This window comes from Promicromonospora sp. NFX87 (genome assembly GCF_048564965.1).
Lineage (GTDB): Bacteria > Actinomycetota > Actinomycetes > Actinomycetales > Cellulomonadaceae > Promicromonospora.
The window spans coordinates 1854291-1874420 of the sequence record NZ_CP183413.1; the positions used below are offsets into that span (position 1 = coordinate 1854291).

The 20130-nt window shown below is 71.2% G+C and carries 14 protein-coding genes and 1 pseudogene; 8 read left to right on the forward strand and 7 right to left on the reverse strand.

Going from position 1 to position 20130, the window contains the following annotated elements; genetic code table 11:
* The first annotated feature begins 10 nt into the window (after window positions 1–10).
* Complete coding sequence (locus ACNYC2_RS08310) at window positions 11–772, forward strand: DUF3159 domain-containing protein (protein WP_419706570.1); 762 nt, start codon at window positions 11–13, stop codon at window positions 770–772.
* On the opposite strand, the gene ACNYC2_RS08315 is transcribed toward ACNYC2_RS08310, so the two are convergent.
* The gene (locus ACNYC2_RS08315) at window positions 769–1452 is read right to left on the reverse strand and encodes a potassium channel family protein (RefSeq protein ID WP_419706571.1); all 684 of its coding nucleotides are present in this window, start codon (window positions 1450–1452) and stop codon (window positions 769–771) included. The two genes, ACNYC2_RS08310 and ACNYC2_RS08315, sit on opposite strands and share 4 nt — an antisense overlap.
* On the reverse strand, window positions 1452–2105 hold the full coding sequence (locus tag ACNYC2_RS08320) for a potassium channel family protein (protein WP_419707793.1): 654 nt from the start codon (window positions 2103–2105) through the stop codon (window positions 1452–1454). Before ACNYC2_RS08320 ends, ACNYC2_RS08315 begins: the two co-directional genes overlap by 1 nt.
* An 86-nt stretch (window positions 2106–2191) precedes the next feature.
* Between ACNYC2_RS08320 and ACNYC2_RS08325 the strand changes: the two genes are divergently transcribed.
* From ACNYC2_RS08325 to acnA, 4 genes are all read left to right on the forward strand, one after another.
* Window positions 2192–4189 (forward strand): APC family permease, encoded by a 1998-nt coding sequence (locus tag ACNYC2_RS08325; RefSeq protein WP_419706572.1) that lies wholly within the window; start codon window positions 2192–2194, stop codon window positions 4187–4189.
* 18 nt (window positions 4190–4207) lie between these two features.
* Window positions 4208–5608, forward strand: coding sequence for a class I SAM-dependent RNA methyltransferase (locus ACNYC2_RS08330; RefSeq protein WP_419706573.1), 1401 nt, complete (start codon window positions 4208–4210; stop codon window positions 5606–5608).
* A 48-nt stretch (window positions 5609–5656) separates the two neighbouring features.
* Window positions 5657–6454: an SGNH/GDSL hydrolase family protein gene (locus ACNYC2_RS08335; protein ID WP_419706574.1), complete on the forward strand. Its 798-nt coding sequence runs from the start codon at window positions 5657–5659 to the stop codon at window positions 6452–6454.
* Between the two features lie 131 nt (window positions 6455–6585).
* Window positions 6586–9327, forward strand: a complete 2742-nt coding sequence (acnA, locus tag ACNYC2_RS08340) for an aconitate hydratase AcnA (protein WP_419706575.1) — start codon at window positions 6586–6588, stop codon at window positions 9325–9327.
* Between the two features lie 93 nt (window positions 9328–9420).
* On the opposite strand, the gene ACNYC2_RS08345 is transcribed toward acnA, so the two are convergent.
* From ACNYC2_RS08345 to ACNYC2_RS08365, 5 genes are all read right to left on the reverse strand, one after another.
* Window positions 9421–11313 (reverse strand): OmpL47-type beta-barrel domain-containing protein, encoded by a 1893-nt coding sequence (locus tag ACNYC2_RS08345; protein ID WP_419706576.1) that lies wholly within the window; start codon window positions 11311–11313, stop codon window positions 9421–9423.
* Between the two features lie 29 nt (window positions 11314–11342).
* Window positions 11343–15347, reverse strand: a complete 4005-nt coding sequence (locus ACNYC2_RS08350; RefSeq protein WP_419706577.1) for a ThuA domain-containing protein — start codon at window positions 15345–15347, stop codon at window positions 11343–11345.
* A gap of 33 nt (window positions 15348–15380) precedes the next feature.
* Window positions 15381–16511 carry a multicopper oxidase domain-containing protein gene (locus tag ACNYC2_RS08355; RefSeq protein ID WP_419706578.1) on the reverse strand — a complete coding sequence of 377 codons (1131 nt, stop codon included), beginning with the start codon at window positions 16509–16511 and terminating at the stop codon, window positions 15381–15383.
* A 342-nt stretch (window positions 16512–16853) separates the two neighbouring features.
* On the reverse strand, window positions 16854–17471 hold the full coding sequence (locus tag ACNYC2_RS08360; protein WP_419706579.1) for a hypothetical protein: 618 nt from the start codon (window positions 17469–17471) through the stop codon (window positions 16854–16856).
* Window positions 17472–17530: 59 nt separating this feature from the next.
* A complete protein-coding gene (locus tag ACNYC2_RS08365; protein ID WP_419706580.1) occupies window positions 17531–18472 on the reverse strand; it encodes an alpha/beta hydrolase in 942 nt (313 codons plus the stop codon).
* A gap of 102 nt (window positions 18473–18574) precedes the next feature.
* Between ACNYC2_RS08365 and ACNYC2_RS08370 the strand changes: the two are divergent.
* The 3 genes and pseudogenes from ACNYC2_RS08370 to ACNYC2_RS08380 all read left to right on the forward strand — a co-directional run.
* A pseudogene (locus ACNYC2_RS08370) lies at window positions 18575–18889 on the forward strand (TetR family transcriptional regulator); the annotation flags it as partial.
* 65 nt (window positions 18890–18954) lie between these two features.
* Window positions 18955–19209: a TetR family transcriptional regulator C-terminal domain-containing protein gene (locus ACNYC2_RS08375; protein WP_419706581.1), complete on the forward strand. Its 255-nt coding sequence runs from the start codon at window positions 18955–18957 to the stop codon at window positions 19207–19209.
* Window positions 19210–19316: 107 nt separating this feature from the next.
* Window positions 19317–20111, forward strand: coding sequence for an alpha/beta fold hydrolase (locus ACNYC2_RS08380; RefSeq protein ID WP_419706582.1), 795 nt, complete (start codon window positions 19317–19319; stop codon window positions 20109–20111).
* Window positions 20112–20130: the final 19 nt, after the last annotated feature.

Genomic DNA, 20130 nt, shown 5'->3' on the forward strand with positions numbered 1-20130 from the left:
AATGAGCCCCATGAGCGAACCCGCACGTCCCGACGTGCCACAGCAGTCCGAGCAGCAGCACGAGCAGCCCGACCAGGCACCCGCGCGCGGCATGCGCGCCCTCACCGGCGAGGAGTTCTCGGCCGCCCAGGCGATCGGCGGTGTGCGCGGCCTGGTGGAGGCGGTGCTGCCCGGCCTGGTGTTCGTGGTCGCGTTCGTGATCTTCACCCCCAACCTGGTGATCCCGCTCGTCGCGTCGGTCGTCGCCGCCCTCGTGCTCGTGGTGGCGCGGCTGGTGCAGCGCACCCCCGTCACGCAGGCGCTGGGCGGCCTGCTCGGCATCGCGATCGGCGTGGTGTGGGCCTGGACGTCCGGCGAGGCGGAGAACTACTACGCCGGGGGCCTGCTGGTCAACGCCGCGTACCTCGTCGTGCTGCTCGCCAGCATCCTGATCCGCCGCCCCGCCGTCGGCTACGTGGTGGAGGCGCTGCGCGCGGGGCTGACGCCGGAGCGGGTCAAGGCCGACGCGGAGGCCGGTACCTCACCGTTCGCCGCCATGACGGCCTGGCGCGAGGACCCGGCCAAGATGCGCACCTACGCCATCGCCACCTGGCTGTGGGTCGGCCTGTTCGCCCTGCGCCTGGCCGTCAAGACGCCGCTGTACTTCGCGGGCGACATCGCGTGGCTCGGCACCTTCCACCTGCTGCTCGGCGTGCCGCTGTGGGCACTGGTGCTGTACCTGACCTGGTACGTCGTGCGCACGCCGAAGACGCAGGCCCCGGCCCAGGCCTAACCCTCCGGGACGGCTTCGCCCTTCGGGACCAGCAGCTCCTGGAGGGCGTCCGTGTCGGCCTCCGCGCCGGCGACCAGCAGCAGCTCGTCGCCGGCCTCCAGGGTGTCGTCCTGGCTCGGCACGAGCGGACGGCCGTCGCGCACGATGGTCGCGAGCGTGACGTCGGCCGGCCACACCACGCGGCCCAGCCGGGTCCCCGCGACACGGGAGTCGGCGGGCAGCGTCAGCTCGAGCAGGTCGGCGCGCGACTGGCGGAAGCTGAAGATCCGCACCAGGTCGCCCACGGCGACCGCCTCCTCGACCATCGCCGTCATGATGCGCGGCGTCGAGACCGCGACGTCCACGCCCCACGACTGGTCGAACATCCACTCGTTCTTCGGGTTGTTCACGCGCGCGACGGTGCGCGGCACCCCGAACTCCGTCTTGCCCAGCAGCGAGAAGACGAGGTTGACCTTGTCGTCGCCGGTGGCGCCCACGACGACGTCGGCCTGCTCCAGCTCGGAGGCCTCCAGCGCCGGGAGCTCGCACGCGTCCGCGAGAACCCACTCCGCCTCCGGCACCTGCGAGACCCGCATGGCCGAGGCGTTCTTGTCGATGAGGGTCACCTCGTGGTCGTGGCTCAGCAGCTCACGGGCGATCGACCGGCCCACGGACCCGGCCCCTGCGATGACTACGCGCATCAGTCCTCCTCGGCGGGCGGCGCGGCGGTGAGGATCCGCTCGACGTCGGCGGAGCTGTCCGCCGTCATGAGCATGTGCAGCACGTCGTTCTCCTGGAGCACGATGTCGGGGGTGGGCAGCACCGCCGAGGTGTACCGGGTGACGAACGCGACGCGCGCGCCCGTGGCGGCCTCGATGTGGAGGACCGGCCGGCCGACCCAGCGCCGGTGGTAGTCGATCTGCGCGAGGCGGACCGTACCCGACGGGTCGAGGTACTCGTAGGTGGCGCCCATGGGCAGCATCCGCCGCAGCACCTGGTCCGCGGTCCAGCGCACGGTGGCGACGGTCGGGATGCCCAGGCGCTGGTAGATCTCCGCGCGGTGCGGGTCGTAGATGCGGGCCACGACGTTGTCGACGCCGTAGGTCTCGCGCACCACCCGGGCGGACAGGATGTTCGAGTTGTCGCCGTCGGACACCGCGGCGAACCCGTACGCGTCCTCGATCCCGGCCTGGACCAGCATGTCCCGGTCGAAGCCCACGCCGGTCACCTTCTTGCCCGAGAAGTCCGCGGGAAGACGCCGGAACGCGTCGGGGTTCTGATCGATGACGGCCACGGAGTGCCCGCGGCCCTCGATCTCCTGGGCGAGGCTCGAACCCACACGGCCGCAGCCCATGATCACGAAGTGCACGTACGGAACGCTACCGCGCCGTCCGGGCTTTGGTGCGCCACCGGCTACCGGCAGGCATAGAGTCTTCCAACGTGTCGGACATCGTCGATGCGGCCAAACGACTACTGGTCGGCCGCCCCATGCGCAGCGAGAGCCTCGGGCACACGCTGCTGCCCAAGCGGATCGCCCTCCCGGTCTTCGCCTCGGACGCCCTCTCCTCGGTCGCGTACGCGCCCGACGAGATCCTCCTGACCCTCTCCCTGGCCGGTATCGCCGCAGTCGCGTTCTCGCCATGGGTGGGTCTCGTGGTCGTCGTCGTGCTGCTCATCGTCGTCGCGTCCTACCGGCAGAACGTCCACGCGTACCCGTCCGGCGGCGGCGACTACGAGGTCGCGACCGTCAACCTCGGCCCGAAGGCGGGCGTCGGCGTGGCGTCGGCGCTGCTCGTCGACTACGTGCTCACCGTCGCGGTGTCCATCTCGTCGGCGGCCCAGTACGCGTCCGCCGCCATCCCCGGCCTGCGCGGGCACGAGGCGGCCGCCGCGGTGGTCGCCGTCGTGCTGCTCACCCTGATCAACCTGCGCGGCGTCAAGGAGTCGGGCACCGCGTTCGCGATCCCCGTCTACTGCTACATGGCGATCATCGGGGCCCTGATCGTCACCGGCGCGTTCCGGTTCTTCGCCGGGGACCTGCCGAAGGCCCAGAGCGCCGAGTTCGAGCTCACCGGCGAGGCCGCGTTCGACCAGGGCCTCGTCGGCGTCGCCGGCGCGTTCCTCCTGGCCCGCGCGTTCGCGTCGGGCTGCGCCGCCCTGACCGGCGTCGAGGCCATCAGCAACGGCGTGCCGTCGTTCCGCAAGCCGAAGTCGCGCAACGCCGCGACCACGCTCCTGCTGCTCGGCAGCATCTCCTCGACGATGATCATCTCGATCCTGCTGCTCGCCCAGGCCACCGGGGTCAAGTTCGCCGAGGACCCGCACGAGCAGCTCGAGCTGAACGGCGAGGCCGTCTCGTCGTCCTACGTGCAGATCCCCGTGATCGGGCAGCTCGCCGAGGCGGTGTTCTCCGGCTTCTCGCCGGCCTTCTACGCGGTCTCCGCGGTCACGGGCCTGATCCTGGTGCTCGCGGCGAACACCGCCTTCAACGGGTTCCCGGTGCTCGGCTCGATCCTCGCGCGCGACGGCTACCTGCCGCGCCAGCTGCACACCCGCGGCGACCGCCTCGCGTTCTCGAACGGCATCGTCGCGCTCGCGGTCGCCGCGATCGTCCTGATCGTCGTCTTCGACGCCGAGTCCACGCGCCTCATCCAGCTCTACATCGTGGGCGTGTTCGTGTCGTTCACGCTGTCCCAGCTGGGCATGCTGCGGCACTGGACGCGGGAGCTGCGCACCCAGCCGAACCCCGTGGTGCGCAGCCGGATGAAGCGCTCGCGGCTGGTCAACGGCGTGGGTTTCGGGCTCACCGGGACCGTGCTGGTCATCGTGCTGATCACCAAGTTCACCCACGGCGCCTGGATCACGCTGCTGGCGATGGGCATCCTGTTCGTCCTCATGCGGGGGATCCGCAAGCACTACGACCGCGTGCGCGACGAGCTCGCGCTCGACGACGTCTCCGCCGCCCGCGCGCTGCCCAGCCGGGTGCACGCCGTGGTGCTGGTCTCCAAGGTGCACAAGCCGACGATGCGGGCCCTGGCGTACGCGCGCGCCGCGCGCCCCAACGTGATCGAGGCGGTCACCGTCGGCGTCGACCGGGAGGACATCGACGGTCTCGTCGCCGAGTGGGAGGCCCTCGACCTGCCGGTCCCGCTGCGGATCCTCGACTCGCCGTACCGCGAGATCACCAGGCCCGTGCTGAAGTACGTGCGGTCCGTGCGTCGCGAGTCGCCGCGCGACCTCGTGATCGTCTACATCCCCGAGTACGTCGTGGGCCACTGGTGGGAGCAGCTGCTGCACAACCAGTCGGCGCTGCGGCTCAAGGGCAGCCTGCTGTTCACGCCGGGCGTCGTCGTGGCGTCGGTGCCGTGGCAGCTCGCCTCGTCCCGCGGCCACACCGGCCTTGAGGACGACACCTTCCTGAACGGCAGGCGGATGTAACCAGGGGATACTGGGGGCATGCCCCGCAACCCCGACCGTCGTTCCGCGCCTGCCAACCCCGATTCGGGCGGTCGCCCGCGCCGTCGTCCGCAGCGCTCCCCGCGGCCGGACCGCGGCCGCCGCGTGAGCGACGTCCCCGCCCCCGAGGTGGGGACCGAGGTCGAGCTGGAGGTCGGCCCCGTCGCGCACGGCGGCCACTGCGTGGCCCGCCTGGACGGCCGCGTCGTCTTCGTGCGGCACACCCTGCCCGGCGAACGCGTCCGCGCCCGGGTCACCGAGGGCGGCCCGAGCTTCTGGCGCGCCGACGCCGTCGAGGTGCTGGAGGCTTCGCCCGACCGGGTGGAGCCCGCCTGGCCCGCGGCCGGGCCTGACGGCGCGGGCGGCGGCGAGCTGTCGCACGTCGCGATGCCGGCGCAGCGGCACTGGAAGAAGACGGTGCTCGTCGAGCAGCTGCAGCGCCTGGCCCGTATCGATCCCGAGTGGCTGGCGAGCGAGGTCACCGTCGAGGCCGCGCCCGGCGACGACGAGCGGCGCGGCCTGCACTACCGCACTCGCATCGAGCTCGTGGCCGACGCCGACGGGCACGCCGGCCAGCGTGCCCACCGCGGGCACCGGGTGATCGCGCTGAAGAAGATGCCGCTCGCCACCCCGGAGCTCATGGACTTCGCCGTGGCGGAGGACGTCTTCACGCGGATCTGGACGCCGGGCGCGCAGCTCAAGCTGGTGGCGCCGTCCGAGGGCGAGCCCGTGCTGCTGGTCGACGGCGAACCGTGGCGCCGCGGCAAGCCCGACACCCGGCCCAACGCCCGCCGCTCCGTGAGCGAGTTCGTGGCCGGGCCGTGGGGCACGCACCGCTTCCGCGTGGCGGCCGGCGGGTTCTGGCAGGTGCACCGCGAGGCGCCGTCCCTGCTGACGCGGGCCGTGCTGGACGCGTCCGGCGCGACGGCCGGCGAGCTCGTCGGGGCCACCGTCCTCGACCTCTACTCCGGCGCCGGGCTGTTCACGCTGCCGCTCGCGGAGGCCGTCGGGCCGAACGGCCGGGTGGTGGCCGTCGAGGGCGACGAGCAGGCGTCGAAGGACGCCCGCCGCAACGCGCACGCGTACGAGCAGGTGTCGCTCGAGGTGGGCGCCGTCGAGCGGGTAATGGAGGGAGGGCGGGGGGAGGACAGCAGCGTGCCGACGGCCGACGTCGTGGTGCTGGACCCGCCGCGTTCGGGCGCCGGACGGGCGGTCGTCGACGCGATCGCCGCCCGCGCCCCGCGCCGCATCGTGTACGTGGCGTGCGACCCGGCGGCGCTCGCGCGTGACGTCGGCTATCTCGCCGCGCACGGTTACACGCTCTCCGGAGTGCGCGGGTTCGACCTGTTCCCGCACACGCACCACGTCGAGGCGGTAGCGGTGCTGGACCGTCAGGACTGACGGATCTATGGCGAAAACTCCCAGGTCGGAGCGCATAGGATGCGCATCGTGAAGCGGTGGTTGGTGGGCGGCGGCATCGCCGTGTCGGTGGTGGCGGCGTTCGCGGTCGCCGTCCTGGTGGGTATGGTCCTGGGGGCCGGCGGCATCGCCCTCGGCGGGGCGGGCGGGGCGCTCGCGCCCGCACCGAGGAGCGCGCCCTCGGTCTGGGCCCAGTCGCCCTCGCCGTCGCCGTCCCCGGTGGTCGAGCAGGAGCCGGTGGTCCTCTTCGTCGGCGACTCCTACACCGTCGGGCAGGGCACGACGTCGCCCGAGCTGCGGTGGAGCACCCGCGTGTCCGAGGAGTTGGGCTGGCAGGAGCTCAACGTGGCCGTCGGCGGCACCGGGTTCGTCAAGGGCAACGCGAAGCGCGACAACTACCCCACCCAGCTCCGGTCGGTAGCCCCGGGCAGCGTGGACATCGTGGTGATCGCCGGTGGGCAGAACGACTTCAAGACGCTGCGGAGGGACCCCGCGCGGGTCTTCGACGCGGTGGCCGACACGTACGCCCTGGCCGCGCTGCGGTTCCCGGACGCCGAGATCGTGGCCGTCGGGCCCTCCACCCCGCGGGCGGTCGGCCTGGAGGCGCGTGCCCTGGACAGCGCGGTGCGCGCCGCGGCGGCCGCCCGCGGGGCGGCGTACGTCTCGCTGCTGGACCCCAACATCGTCCAGGGCGGCCTGGTGCACGCCGACGGGGTCCACACGACCGACACGGGCAACGCGCGGATCGCGGAGCGGGTGCTGGCGACGCTGCAGGCCGACCAGCCGCAGACGGGTGCCCGGCCGGCAGATATCTTGACGTCAAGATAAGTGCGTTATGCTGGCCTGAGCAGCCCGGCCTAGGCTGGGTGAAGCCCCCTGGAACCCATGCGAAGGCTCCTTCGCGCGATGACCGCGCCTGTGAGAGCCGACGCACCGTCAGCCCCGCAGAAGGAGCCACAGTGAGCACCGTGGACACGTTCGGATCGAAGGGAACGCTGGAGGTCTCCGGCAAGTCCTACGAGATCTTCCGGCTCAACGCGGTCGAGGGGGTCGAGCGCCTCCCGTACTCCCTGAAGATCCTCGCCGAGAACCTCCTGCGCACCGAGGACGGCGCGAACATCACCGCCGACCACGTGCGCGCCCTCGCGTCCTGGGACCCGGACGCACAGCCCGACACCGAGATCCAGTTCACGCCGGCGCGCGTGATCATGCAGGACTTCACCGGCGTGCCCTGCGTCGTCGACCTCGCCACCATGCGCGAGGCGGTCGCCTCGCTCGGCGGCGACGCCACCAGGATCAACCCGCTGGCCCCCGCCGAGATGGTCATCGACCACTCCGTGCAGATCGACGTCGCCGGCCGCGCGGACGCATTCGCGCGCAACGTCGAGTTCGAGTACCAGCGCAACCACGAGCGCTACCAGTTCCTGCGCTGGGGCCAGACGGCGTTCGACGACTTCAAGGTCGTCCCGCCGGGCACCGGCATCGTGCACCAGGTCAACATCGAGTACCTGGCGCGCACGGTCATGACCCGTGAGGTCGACGGCGCGCTGCGCGCGTACCCCGACACCTGCGTCGGCACCGACTCGCACACCACGATGGTCAACGGCCTGGGCGTGCTCGGCTGGGGCGTCGGTGGCATCGAGGCCGAGGCCGCGATGCTGGGCCAGCCCGTGTCGATGCTGATCCCGCGCGTGGTCGGCTTCAAGCTCAGCGGCTCGATCCCGGCGGCCGTGACGGCCACCGACGTCGTGCTCACGATCACGCAGATGCTGCGCCAGCACGGCGTCGTCGGCAAGTTCGTCGAGTTCTACGGCGAGGGCGTGGCCCAGGTGCCGCTCGCGAACCGCGCCACCATCGGCAACATGTCGCCGGAGTTCGGCTCGACGGCCGCGATCTTCCCGATCGACTCCGTCACCGTCGACTACCTGCGCCTGACCGGCCGCTCCGAGGAGCAGCTCGCGCTCGTCGAGGCGTACGCCAAGGAGCAGGGCCTCTGGCTCGACGCCGACTCCCCGGAGCCGGTGTTCTCCGAGTACCTCGAGCTCGACCTGTCGACGGTCGTGCCGTCGATCGCCGGGCCGAAGCGCCCGCAGGACCGCATCGAGCTGACGAACGCCAAGTCGGCGTTCCTGCACGACCTGCCCAACTACGCCCCCGACTTCGCGGACGTGGACGAGGCCGGCCGCGAGTCGTTCCCCGCGTCCGACTCGCCGGCGCCCGCCGCGAACGGCCGCAAGCACGTGCACGTCACGAACAGCGAGGGCAAGGAGTTCGAGCTGTTCCACGGCGCCGTCGCGATCGCGTCGATCACGTCGTGCACCAACACCTCGAACCCGTCGGTCATGATCGCCGCGGCGCTGCTCGCCAAGAACGCCGTCGAGAAGGGCCTCGTGTCCAAGCCGTGGGTCAAGACGTCCATGGCGCCGGGCTCGCAGGTCGTGACGAACTACTACGAGAAGGCCGGCCTGTGGCCGTACCTCGAGAAGCTGGGCTTCCACCTGGTCGGCTACGGCTGCGCCACGTGCATCGGCAACTCGGGCCCGCTCGACGAGAAGGTCTCCGAGGCCGTCAACGAGCACGACCTGTCGGTCGTCTCGGTGCTCTCGGGCAACCGTAACTTCGAGGGCCGGATCAACCCGGACGTCAAGATGAACTACCTGGCGTCCCCGCCGCTGGTCATCGCGTACGCCCTGGCCGGCACCATGGAGTTCGACTTCGAGCACGACCCGCTGGGTCGCGACGAGGCCGGCAACCCGGTGTTCCTGCGGGACCTGTGGCCCACGCCGGACGAGGTCGAGGCGACCATCGCGTCGTCCATCGACCGCAAGATGTTCGAGTCCGACTACGCCGACGTGTTCAAGGGCGACGAGCGCTGGGCCGCCCTGGAGACCCCCGAGGGCGACACGTTCGCCTGGGACCCGGAGTCGACGTACGTGCGCAAGCCCCCGTACTTCGACGGCATGGGCATGACGCCGGAGCCCGTCACCGACTTCTCGGGCGCCCGCGTGCTCGCCAAGCTCGGCGACTCGGTCACCACCGACCACATCAGCCCGGCCGGCTCCATCAAGCCGGACAGCCCGGCGGGCAAGTACCTCGCCGACCACGGTGTGGGCCGTCGCGACTTCAACTCCTACGGCTCGCGCCGCGGTAACCACGAGGTCATGATCCGCGGCACGTTCGCGAACATCCGGCTGCGCAACCAGCTGCTGAACGACGTCGAGGGTGGCTTCACCTTCAACTTCGTCAAGAACGCGCAGGACACGATCTACGACGCCGCGCAGGACTACGCGGCGGCCGGCACCCCGCTCGTGGTGCTCGGCGGCAAGGAGTACGGCTCCGGCTCGTCGCGTGACTGGGCCGCCAAGGGCACCGCGCTCCTGGGCGTCAAGGCCGTCATCACGGAGAGCTTCGAGCGGATCCACCGCTCGAACCTCATCGGCATGGGCGTGCTGCCGCTGCAGTTCCCGGCCGGCCAGAACGCCGACTCGCTGGGCCTGGACGGCACCGAGGTCTTCGACGTCACCGGCGTTACGGCGCTCAACGAGGGCGTCACGCCCGAGACGGTCAAGGTCACCGCGACCAAGGCCGACGGCACCAAGGTCGAGTTCGACGCCGTCGTCCGTATCGACACCCCGGGCGAGGCGGACTACTACCGCAACGGCGGCATCCTGCAGTACGTCCTCCGCTCGCTGGTCGCCTGACCCAAAGGCCTGCCGAAGTAGAGCGCCTGTCCGGGTCTCCCTGGTTTCGCCAGGGAGACCCGGACAGGCGCTCTACTTCGGCAGGCCGTTCGGCTACCGACCGACGTCGCTGCGCTTGGCTACGTTGATCAGCTTGACGCGCTTCGTCTCGGTGATGACGCCGTCCGCCCGGAGCTGGTCGGCGACCTGGGTGACGTGGCGCACGAACGCCCAGTGGCTCACCCACTGCCCGTCGGCGTCGATCAGGTCGGCGATCGTGCACCCGTTACCCGTGTCGACGTTGGCGACCTTGCTGTCGACGTCCCCCATGATCACCGTGGGGCGCTCGTCGGAGACCGGGCACGCGTCGATCCCCTCACGGGCGATCGAGAACCTGAGCGTCCCCGTCCGCGTTACGTTCCCGGCGTTGTCGGTCGCCCGGTACCCGAGCTCGTGCGCTCCGCCCGCCGTGACCACGATCGGCCCCGTGTACTCCCGGAAGATGAAGTCGTCGAGCGCGTACTCGATGAACGCCACCCCGGACTCACCGTCGCGGGCATTGATGGTGATGGTCGCCGAGTCGATGTAGAACCCCTCGTCGTCCTGCTCCCCGTCGACCTGTGCCGACGCGATCGGCTGCGTCGTGTCCGGCGGGTCCGCGCCGCCGACGACCACCAGGTCGACCTTGCCGGGCTGCGAGACGTTCCCGGAGTTGTCGGTGGCCCGGTAGGTCAGCGTGTGCGGGCCCGTCACATCGACCACCACGGGAGCCGTGTAGGCCTTGTAGCCGGCGCCGTCCAGGTTGTACTCCACGCTCTTGACGCCCGTTCCGGCGTCCTCGGCCAGGAGGCTCACCGTCGCGGAGCCGACGTACGTGCCGTCGGCGTCCTGCTCGCCCGTGACCTCCGCGGTGACGGACGGCGGGGTGGTGTCCTCCTGCGAGGGTTCCACGACGGTGAACGTCGCGGAACCGGGTGCGGAGACGTTGCCGGCGTTGTCCGTGGCCCGGTAGGCCACGGTGTGCTCACCGACCGTGTCGACGACCACGGGGTCGGTGTAGGGCGCGTACTCGCCACCGTCGAGCGCGTACTCGACGCTCGCCACGCCCGAGCCGGCGTCCACCGCCCTCAGGTTCACGGTGGCGGTGCCGACGTAGGCGCCGTTGTCGTCGAGCTCGCCCGTCACCTCGGGGGTGACGGTGGGTGCCGTCGTGTCCTCCCCGTCGGAGGGCACCACCGTCACGTGCGCCATCTCGGGTTCCGAGACGTTGCCCGCGTTGTCGGTGGCGCGGTACTCGAGCATGTACATGCCCGGCTCGTCGAGCACGACGGGCTCGCCGTAGGGCACGTACGTGCCGCCGTCGAGCGAGTACTCGACGGAGGCGACGCCGGAGCCGGCGTCCTCGGCCGTGAGGCTCACGGTGGCCGAGCCGATGTAGGCGCCGTCGGCGTCCTGCTGGCCCGCGACGTCGGCGGTCACCACCGGTGCCGTGGTGTCCTCGCCCGGGTCCTCCGTGACCACGAGCTCGCCCACCATCGTGCTGTGCCCGGGGATGGCACAGAAGTACCGGTACTTGCCCGGGGTGAGGACCACCTCGGCCTCGTAGCGGCCGCCGTTCTCGTCGAACGGGTTGGCCAGGATGTCCAGCGTGATGTCGTGGTTGTACCCCGGGGTGCTGGTGTCGAACGTCAGCGTGTGCGACATGCCGATGTTGTTGCCGGTCGCCGCGCTGTTCTCGAACACGATGGTCGCCGCCCCGGCGGTCGCCGTGGCGGGCGCCGAGGCGTACCGCGAGACGCTGGCGTCAGCGGTCCAGGTCAGTACCTGGTCCGCTGCCTGGTCGGTCGCCTCCGCGGCCGCCGGGGTGGCGGACCGCGCGGACGAGAGCTCGCCGCGGTACTCCGCGGCGGTGGCCGCCGGGGCCAGCGGCAGCACCACGAGGGCGCTGGCCGCGGCCCCGGCGAGGAGCCGGACCACTCTCTGTCGAGACAATCTGTGTCTGAACATGGGGACGCCTCTCTTCTTGGCTGACGCGGTCACAGGTCGCGCACCCGGATGTTGCGGAACTCCATGGCGTCGGCGTCGCTGTGGTTCTGCAGGCCGATGAAGCCGCTGAGGAACTGCCGCAGGTCGGTCGGCGGGTCGCCGGCGCGCGAGGACTCCTTGCCCGGCGAGTTCTCGAACTCGTTGATGACCGCGCCGTTTCGGATGATCGTGTACTGCTGGCCGACCACCTGGATCTCGTACTCGTTCCACTCGCCCTTCGGGGTGACCCCCGCCTGGGGCAGGCCGTTCGAGTCGAAGTTGTACACCGACCCCGTCTTCTGGGGTTCGCCCGTCGGCCCGTCGTACAGCTGGATCTCGTGGCCGCAGTAGATCGCCACCCAGGCCTCGGCGTCGGTCAGCTGACCGCACTCGGGACGCTCGTCCCGCGGCACGCGCGGGTCGGGGAACCGGGTGAAGACACCGCTGTTCGCGTAGCCGGTGCCCGGCGCGACGTCCTTGAACTCCAGCTTCAGGGAGAAGTCCTCGAGCTCCTCGCCCGGGTGCCAGAGCATCCCGAGCCCGCCCTGGGCCCGGATGGACCCGTCGTCGCGGAGGTCGAAGTTCCCGCCCGGTGCCTGCCGCCAGTCGGCGAGCGTCTCCGCCGTACCGTCGAAGAGCCACCGGTACCCGGAGTGGGCGTCGGTCCCGATGTCCGACGCCTTCGCGGCCTGGACCAGCTTCGTCTGCGCGGCCTTCGTGATGACCTTGTCCGCCACGAGCTGGTTGGTCACGGCGGTCACGTGGTTCACGAACCGGCCGTTGGTGTCCCAGTCACGCTCGTCGTTGATCAGGTCGTTGATGGTGCAGCCGCCCAGGTCGACGCTCGCCACGCTGGTCTTGGTGGTACCGATCCAGACGTTCTTGCGGTCGTCCGGGATGGTGCACGTCGTCTCGACGGGGACGTCGAGAGTTGTCTTGTCGCCGTCGGCGTAGGTCACGGTGAGGGTCGCGTCGTAGCTGCCGACCCTCTTGTAGGTGTGCCGCGGGTTCGCCTCGGTCGAGGTGCTCCCGTCCCCGAAGTCCCAGGCGTAGGAGACGCCGCCCGATTCGCCGCCCGTGAAGGCGACGGTGAGCGGGCTGCTCTGCACGCTGGCCCCGGAGCCGGCCGGCGTCGGTGTCGGCGCGCCGCCCTTGTAGGAGATCCGGGTGAGCTTCTGCCGGTCGGTCAGCGAGAAGAAGCCGCCGCCGTAGTCGAGCAGGTACAGCGCCCCGTCCGGACCGAACTTGGCGTCCATCCACTGGTCGACGTCGTCGTTGCCGTTGCCGCCCTGGACGATCTGGCGCAGGTCCTCGGCGAAGACCGGGGGAGCTGCCTCGTCCACCGTGTCCGGGTTCACCGTGACGGCGATCCGGTTGTTCGAGTTGGACTGGTCACCGATGAACCACTTGTTGTCCCAGTACGCGGGCCAGGCGACGCCGCTGGAGGTGTCCACCTCGGACCGGTGGTAGGTCGGGCCGTTCATGATCGCCTGACCGCCACCCCGCAGGTACGGCTGGGTGTAGGTCGCCTCGGCGTCCACGTACGACGGGATGCCGTTCTCGCCCTCGGGGAAGACCGGTCCGCCGCCGCTCGGCGAGTACCAGATCATGTTGTCGCGCACCGGCGGCAGGTCCACCAGGCCCGTGTTGCGCGGCGAGGTGTTCTTCGGGTTGTCGCAGTCGTACCAGCCGGTCAGGACCGTCGCGTCCTCGTTGCTGCGGTCCCGGTAGGGCTGCCCGTTACCCATGCAGTAGGGCCAGCCCTGGTTGCCCGCCGAGGTGATGATCGTGGCGGTCTCGTACTTCGCCGGCCCGAGCTCCGGGTCCGGCAGACCAGCGTCCGGCCCCACCCACGCCGCCGTCAGCCAGTCGTTCTCCTTGTCGTAGGCCAGGCGCGAGATGTTGCGCACGCCCATCACGTAGATCTCCGGGCGCGTCTTGTCGCCCGGGTCGTCGGCCTCGGGGAACAGGTTCCCCTCGGGAATCGTGATCGTGCCGTCCGGCTCCGGATGGATCCGCAGGATCTTGCCGTTCAGGTCGTTCGTGTTACCGGCCGTGCGCCGGGCGTCCTGGAACGAGATGCCCGCGTACTCCTGGGTCCAGTTGTTGCCCGAGTAGCCACCGGAACCGCCCGAGGAGTTGGCGTCGCCGGAACCGATGTACAGGTTGCCGTCGTTGTCGAAGTCCATGCCGCCACCCGCGTGGCAGCAGCTGTGGATCTGCGTCTCCCACTCCAGCAGGTCCTTGCGCGTGGACTGGTCGATCGTGTTCGCCTCGGCGTCGTACGTGAAGCGCGAGACCGTCCGCTTGCCGACGCGGCGCTCGCGGTCGATCGACTCGTGCGGCATCCAGTAGAGGTAGATCCACTGGTTGTCGTCGAAGTTCGGGTCGAGGGTCAGCCCCAGCAGGCCCTCCTCGTTCTTGACCAGCTCGCTGCCGCTGCCGCGGTTACCCATGACGTCGAGGGTGGTCAGGAGCTTCGTGGTCCCCGAGTCCGGGTCCCAGCGGTGGACCGTGCCGCAGCCGAGCCCCACCTTCGGGTCGTCCCACGAGACCACCGGACCGGACGGGCAGGCGGCCTTGCCGATGTAGAAGACGCCGCCGTCGGGCGCCACGGTCAGGCCGTGGGGCTCGCCGATCTGGTCGAGCTTGCCCGCCGCGTTCTTCACCGTCAGGCGCTCGGCCTCGTAGTTCGCCGCGATGGTCGCCTGGCAGTCGCCGCGCACCATGCCCGTCGACCAGAGCAGGCCGCCCAGCAGGTGGTCGCGGAACTCGTCCTCCGCGTAGGTCTCGGCGGTGCCGCCCATGCCGGTGTAGAACGACCGGCCGCCGTCGTAGTCACGGCACCACGAGATCGGGTGGAACGGGCCGTTCGCGCTCTCGCCCGGCTCGTAGTCCCACTCCTGCACCTGCGCGATCGTGTGCACCTCGCCGATCGGGTTCGGCGACCAGTTCAGCCAGCGGTCCGAGCGGGTCCAGTTCAGCGGCAGCCCGTCGTTGGCCGGGTGCGCCCGGTCGACGACGTTGACCGTCGCCTCCTGCACCGGGACCTCGGGGGCGGGCTCCTCCTCGCCCGTGCCGTCGAAGAGCTGGATCTCGGCGAGCTGGGTCAGGTCGTCACCCGCGTTCGCCGTGATGTCGAGCCGGTAGTGCTGGTAGGCCGTCTCGTTCTCGAACCGGTAGTCCATCGGGGTGAACCGGTCGGGGAACTCCTGGTCCGCCTGGGTGTCGAGGTCGGTCCACGTCTCGCCGTCGGTGGAACCCTGCAGCGTCCAGTTCTTTGGGTCGCGGCCCGCGAAGTCGTTCGCCGACGTCAGCGCGTACCGCGTGGCGACGACGGCCTCCTCCATCTCGAGGTCGATGGTCGCCGTCGGCTCGAAGGCGAGCCACTTGGTGTTCGAGTCGCCGTCGATCAGGTTCTCGGCGTCCTCGTTCGGCGGGTTCTCCGCGTTCGCGCTGACGCTCGCGACGGCCAGCGGGTCCGGCAGGTTGCCCGCCGGGCGGGTGCCGATCAGGCCCGTGAACCACTGCGAGCGGTCCTGCGCGCGTGCGGCGTCGCGGATGCCGAGGAAGCCGCCGCCGTCCTGCACGTAGGCCTTGAGCGCGTCCTCCTGCGCGGTGCTGAGCTCGACGCCCTCGGCGGACAGGAAGACGACGCCGCGGAACGCCGCGAGGTTCTGCGCGGTGAAGGCCCTCGGGTCGCTCGCGGTGCGCACGCTGAACCCGTGCTCCGCGCCCAGCTCCTTGATCGTCCTGGTCGCGGCCGCCACGGGGTCGGCCTGCTTGTCCGGCGCGCCGTGGAACACGAGCACGTTGATGTCTGCCGCGTCCTCGGCGAGTGCCACGGGCGCGACGGCCACCGGGGCGGCGTCGGCCGTCGTGGTCCGCTGGGCCTGGGCGGGGACCGTGGCCAGCCCCATGACGAGTGCGGTGCCGGCTGCCGCGGCGAGTGCGCCGCGTACCGACCTGCGCGGGGCTGCCGCCCCGAGGATCCTGCGTCTTCCTGTCCGTTCCATCACTGCTCCCTTGCGCGTGATCGATGCGTGCGGTCAGTGGCCGGAGTGGGCCGTGCTGGTCTCTGTGCTGGACTTTGTGCTGGACTTTGTGCTGGTCTCTGTGGAGGACTGGCTGGAGGACTGGGCGGCGCCGCTGGTCAGGTGGCCGCCGTGCTCGTGGAACCTGTCGATGGCGTCCTGTGCGCCGGCGGGCATGGAGCCGTCCGCGTTGCGGACCAGGAAGACCCCGGCCATGCCGCCGTCCGAGTGGAACTGGACGTGGCAGTGGTACATCCACGCGCCCGCGCCGACCTTCTGGCCGGCCTTCACCTGGAACCCGAACGAGTCGCCCGGGTTGAGGTCGCGGGTGTCGATCACCTGGCTCGGGTCGTCCGGTCCGGTCAGGTAGCCGGTCCGGTTGTTCGCCCAGCGGTGGGCGTGCAGGTGGAAGGTGTGGAGCTGGTCGCCGTGCCCGATCGCGACGAACTCGACGGTCTCGCCGAGGTTCGCCTCGAACATCGGGGTGTCGGGGGCTGTCTTGTTGTTGATGGTCATGTCGTTGAACACGACCGTGTAGGTGCGGTCGGGCACGATGTCGCCCCTGCGCCGCACGACGAGCCCGCCGTACAGGCCGGCGCGCAGGCCCGCGGTGCCGTGCTCGCCGCCCAGCGCATGGTCGTGGTAGTGCCAGTAGCCGGCGCTGCCGGGCAGCCAGTGACCGTCGTCCAGCTGGGTCTGCACGTGGCTGCCCCAGGTGTACGTGCGGGTCTCGCCGGGCTCGTTGAAGGAGTCGTTGAACGGGCTGCCGTCCGACTCGGTCTTGTAGTCGACACCGTGCGGGTGGATGGACAGGCGCTTGTCGGTGTTGTTCACCAGCTCGATCTGGAGGGTGTCGCCCTCCCACATCTCCAGCAGGGGGCCGGGGATGGTCGCCTTGCCGGGCGTGAGCCCGTAGCCGTAGAGGCCGCCGGGCAGCGGCTCCGCGTAGATGGTGATGTGCCGGGTGGTGCCCAGCGGGCGGACGATCCCGGTCCCCGCCGCGGCGGCGGTGTCCGCGCCGAGCGCCAGCGCCGCGGTCGGCGCCATCAGCCCGGCGAGCGTGCCGGTCAGGATCGAGCGGCGGGATACGGCGCTCTGCGTGGATGGGCTCTGCGGGGATCGGGTTTCAGCGTTGTTCTCAGGCATGCGTCTCCGTTCGACACCGCCGGGCATGCGGATGCGGGCCCGGCGAGACAGGGATCAGGAGGTATGGGGGCTCAGGCGCGCGAGGCCGTCGGCGGCGACGCCGTGGGTGACAGCGTTGTCACGAAGGTGGACCACATCGTCGTTCCCTCCAAGGACGTTGGCTCGTGACCGTCAGCGGCGACGGTCACGCCCTCATGACCCATGCGGCCACCCGTGTCGGAAAGACATGAGATGGCTCGCATGCGTGTTGTGCACCACAAGGTGGCTTTGCGAACCTATGGCGACTTATGCCGAGTGTCAAGCAAAAGTTGAAGGAACAGCGTCAGACTTCTGTGTGGGCGGCTACGGGGGAGGTAGCAGCACCCACACGGCGGTCACGACCAGGATCGCGCCGGTGAGCAGCCCGGTCAGCGGGTGGGCGAGTGCCGCCGTCGGACGCGGGCCGCGCGGTCTGGTGACGGTGCGCAGCACCCAGGCGAGCGGCCAGGCCGCCAGGGCCGCGAGGATCCCCGCCGCGGCGCCCAGGTACAGGAAGGGCACGTCGAGCGTGTTGGCGATGATCGCCACCTGGATCGCCGTGGACAGCGCGACGACCGTCGGGATCAGGTGGAGCCGCGGCTTGCCCGCGGTGACGCCGGCCTTGTCCTCGTCCTTGGCGGCCGCCACCGCCCGCCGGTACTTGCTGGCTATCAGCCCGGTGCACAGCCGGGTCAGGCCGCCGTGGGCCAGGAGCGCCGCGACGTAGATGGCCACCACCCGGCCCGTCACCACCGTGCCGTCGGGCCAGGCGCGCACGGCGGTGACGACGGCGATCACCACGACGCCCCAGGCGGCCACGACCCCCGCTACCGGCAGGAGGCGGGTCCAGGGCCCGGAGTGCCGGACGGTCCAGGCGAACCACAGCGCCGCGAGGACGCCCGTAGCCGCCGCCGCGAGGGCGTGGTCGCTCGCGTACTGCATGGTGATCCCCTTCGCAGAACCGGCGCAGACCGGGCATCAGCGTAGGGTGTTTTCGCAGGTCAGGGAAGTATTTGTGCATTTGGATGGGGTTGGGCCCCCGAGCGGGTGGTCACGCGGACGCCGGGGCCGCCAGGTGGTCGAGGATCCTGGACCGGACCACCGGGTCGCCGAGGATCTTGTTGTGCCCCAGCCCCGTGGTCGTGAAGAGCTCGCTCGTCGCCGCGTGGGCCTCGTGGAGCTGCTCGGACAGGACGTGCGGGTTCATGCGGTCCCCGGCGTCGTGGATCCAGAGCGCGGGGACCGACGCCGGTACGGTGCGCGCCAGCAGGTCGAAGCGTTCGTAGACGTCGGGGTGGCCGGGCAGTCCGTAGCGCTGGACGGCGGTCGCGAAGCGGTCCCGCAGCGCCCAGGGGGAGTCCCGACACCCGGACGAACCAGTCGGTGGCGGAGCGGACCGACGTGAGGGCGGAGATGCCGGTGAACCGCTCGGCCCGGACACCCTCGTGCAAGGCGATCCCGGCAGCGAGCACGCCGAGCGAGTGTCCGACCACTGCCGCCCAGGGTGCGTTCTCGGCGTCGGACAGCCGGCGGATGATGTCGAGGTCGTCGAGCCCGGTACGGCCGCGCCCGCCGGAGTCGCCGTGGGCGGGGGCGTCGTAGGTGACGACCCGGAGCCCGGCGGCGGTGAGGTCCTCGACGATCCGGCCGAACGCCGAGGCGCGGGAGCGCCAGCCGTGGACGAGCAGGACGCCGGGCGCGCCCGGCTCGCCCCAGGAGTAGGTGGCGACCTGGGCGGTCCGACGCACGCCGCCGCGGAATGTGGGGCGGTGTGCGAGAGTGCCGCGGCGGGCGGAGTCGTGGACCTGCCGGTCGGCGAGCCGGACCGGCACCGGGGGGCCGGGCCGCCAGTAGGTGACCGAGCCGAGGGCCAGGGCGAGCGGCGGTGCGGTGCGGCCGAGGGTACGGAACGTCGCGCGGGTGGCGCGCTGTGTCTGGGACACGGAAGACCTCCGGGGCTGGCTGAGACTGGCTGCGGCTGGCTGAACAATCTGTACGATCGTTCGCACACTATCGGATGTGCGAACGGTCGTACACTCTCTTTCATGGATCTCACTACCGACCTGCGCCGTGCCCGGGGTGACCGCACGCGCCGCGCGGTGCTGGACCACGCGGTGCAGGAGGCGTCGGTGAGCGGGCTCGACGCGCTGTCCTTCGGCACGCTCGCCGCCTCCGCGCCCGTGAACAAGAGCGCTATCGCCGGGCTGTTCGGGTCCAAGGAGAAGCTCCAGCTCGCCGCCGTGGAGCGGGCCGCGGAGATCTACCGCGACCACGTGGTCGTCCCGGCGCGCTCCGCTCCGCGGGGCCTGCCACGGCTGTGGGCACTGGTGCTGGCCTGGACCGAGTACTCCCGCACGCGCGTGTTCCGCGGGGGGTGCTTCTTCCGCACGGTCGAGGTCGAGTTCGACATGCGCGAGGGGGGGCCGTGCGGGAGGCGGTCGTGGCGGCCCAGCGGTCCTGGGAGTCGTACGTCCGGCACCAGGTGCGCACGGCGGTCGACGCCGGCGAGCTGTCCCCGGGGACCGACCCCGACCAGGTCGAGTTCGAGGTCAACGCGCTGCTCAACGCCGCCAACGACCGCTCGCTCCTGTACGGCGACGACGCCGTGTACGGGCGGACCGAAGCGGCGGTCCGGGCGCTCCTGGTGGCGCACGGGGCTGCCCCGGCCGCGCTGCGCTGATCCTGCGGCGCTGATCCCGCGGCGCCGATCTTGCCGCTCTGACCTGCGGTGTCGAGCGATGGCCAAATGTTTCAAGCCGGTATACATGTGCTCGTTACCCTCTGTTCATGGTGCTGCGGAACGAAGGTCCTGACGACGCGTCCGTCCCACCTGCGGCCGTCCCGCTCGCCACCACCCGCTGGGGCGCCGGACCCGGGAGGGCGCTCCTGCTGCACGGCACCGTGTCGGCCGGCGCCACCTGGTGGCAGCTCGCGGAGACCCTCGCGGCGGACGGCTACGAGGTGCTCGCCCCCGACCTGCGGGGCCACGGGACGAGCCCGCGCGCCGACTCCTACCTGCTCGCCGACCACGTCGCCGACGTACGTGCTCTCGGCACCGGCTGGGACCTCGTGGTGGGACACGGCCTCGGGGGCCTGCTCGGTGCGCTGGCCGCCGATGCCGACGCCGGCTCCGACCGCAGGTTCGCGCGCCGCCTGGTGCTGCTCGACCCCGCGCTCGACATCCCGGACGACCGGTTCGAGACCGGCGCGGCGGTGGAGATCGCCGAGGCAGTCCACCCGCGCTCGCCCCGGGCGGTGCAGGCGGCGCACCCGGCCTGGGACCGGCGCGACGTCACGGCGGTCGCGGACGCCGCGAAGGCCGCCGACGCCACGGCGGTGGCGCGCACCCTGCGGGACAACACGCCGTGGCGGTACACCGGCGTCATCAGCCGCCTCGTGGTCCCCACGCTCGTGCTGAGCGCCGACCCCGCGCACGGCGCCCTGTTCCCGTCTCCCACCGGCGTCGAGCTCATGATCCGCAACCCGAGCGTGCGGGTGCGGATGGTGGTGGGCGCGGGGCACGCTGTGCACCGCGACCGTGCCGCCGCCGTGTCGGCCGCCATCCGGTCGTTCCTCTGGTGAGCGTTCCTCTTGCGAACGT

Bases quoted from the DNA above. Each gene is read 5' to 3' on its own strand.
- ACNYC2_RS08310 (WP_419706570.1), top strand. From the start codon at position 11: ATGAGCGAACCCGCACGTCCCGACGTGCCACAGCAGTCCGAGCAGCAG.
- ACNYC2_RS08315 (WP_419706571.1), bottom strand. From the start codon at position 1,452: ATGCGCGTAGTCATCGCAGGGGCCGGGTCCGTGGGCCGGTCGATCGCC.
- ACNYC2_RS08320 (WP_419707793.1), bottom strand. From the start codon at position 2,105: ATGGGCTGCGGCCGTGTGGGTTCGAGCCTCGCCCAGGAGATCGAGGGC.
- ACNYC2_RS08330 (WP_419706573.1), top strand. From the start codon at position 4,208: ATGCCCCGCAACCCCGACCGTCGTTCCGCGCCTGCCAACCCCGATTCG.
- ACNYC2_RS08345 (WP_419706576.1), bottom strand. From the start codon at position 11,313: ATGTTCAGACACAGATTGTCTCGACAGAGAGTGGTCCGGCTCCTCGCC.
- ACNYC2_RS08350 (WP_419706577.1), bottom strand. From the start codon at position 15,347: ATGGAACGGACAGGAAGACGCAGGATCCTCGGGGCGGCAGCCCCGCGC.
- ACNYC2_RS08355 (WP_419706578.1), bottom strand. From the start codon at position 16,511: ATGCCTGAGAACAACGCTGAAACCCGATCCCCGCAGAGCCCATCCACG.
- ACNYC2_RS08360 (WP_419706579.1), bottom strand. From the start codon at position 17,471: ATGCAGTACGCGAGCGACCACGCCCTCGCGGCGGCGGCTACGGGCGTC.
- ACNYC2_RS08380 (WP_419706582.1), top strand. From the start codon at position 19,317: ATGGTGCTGCGGAACGAAGGTCCTGACGACGCGTCCGTCCCACCTGCG.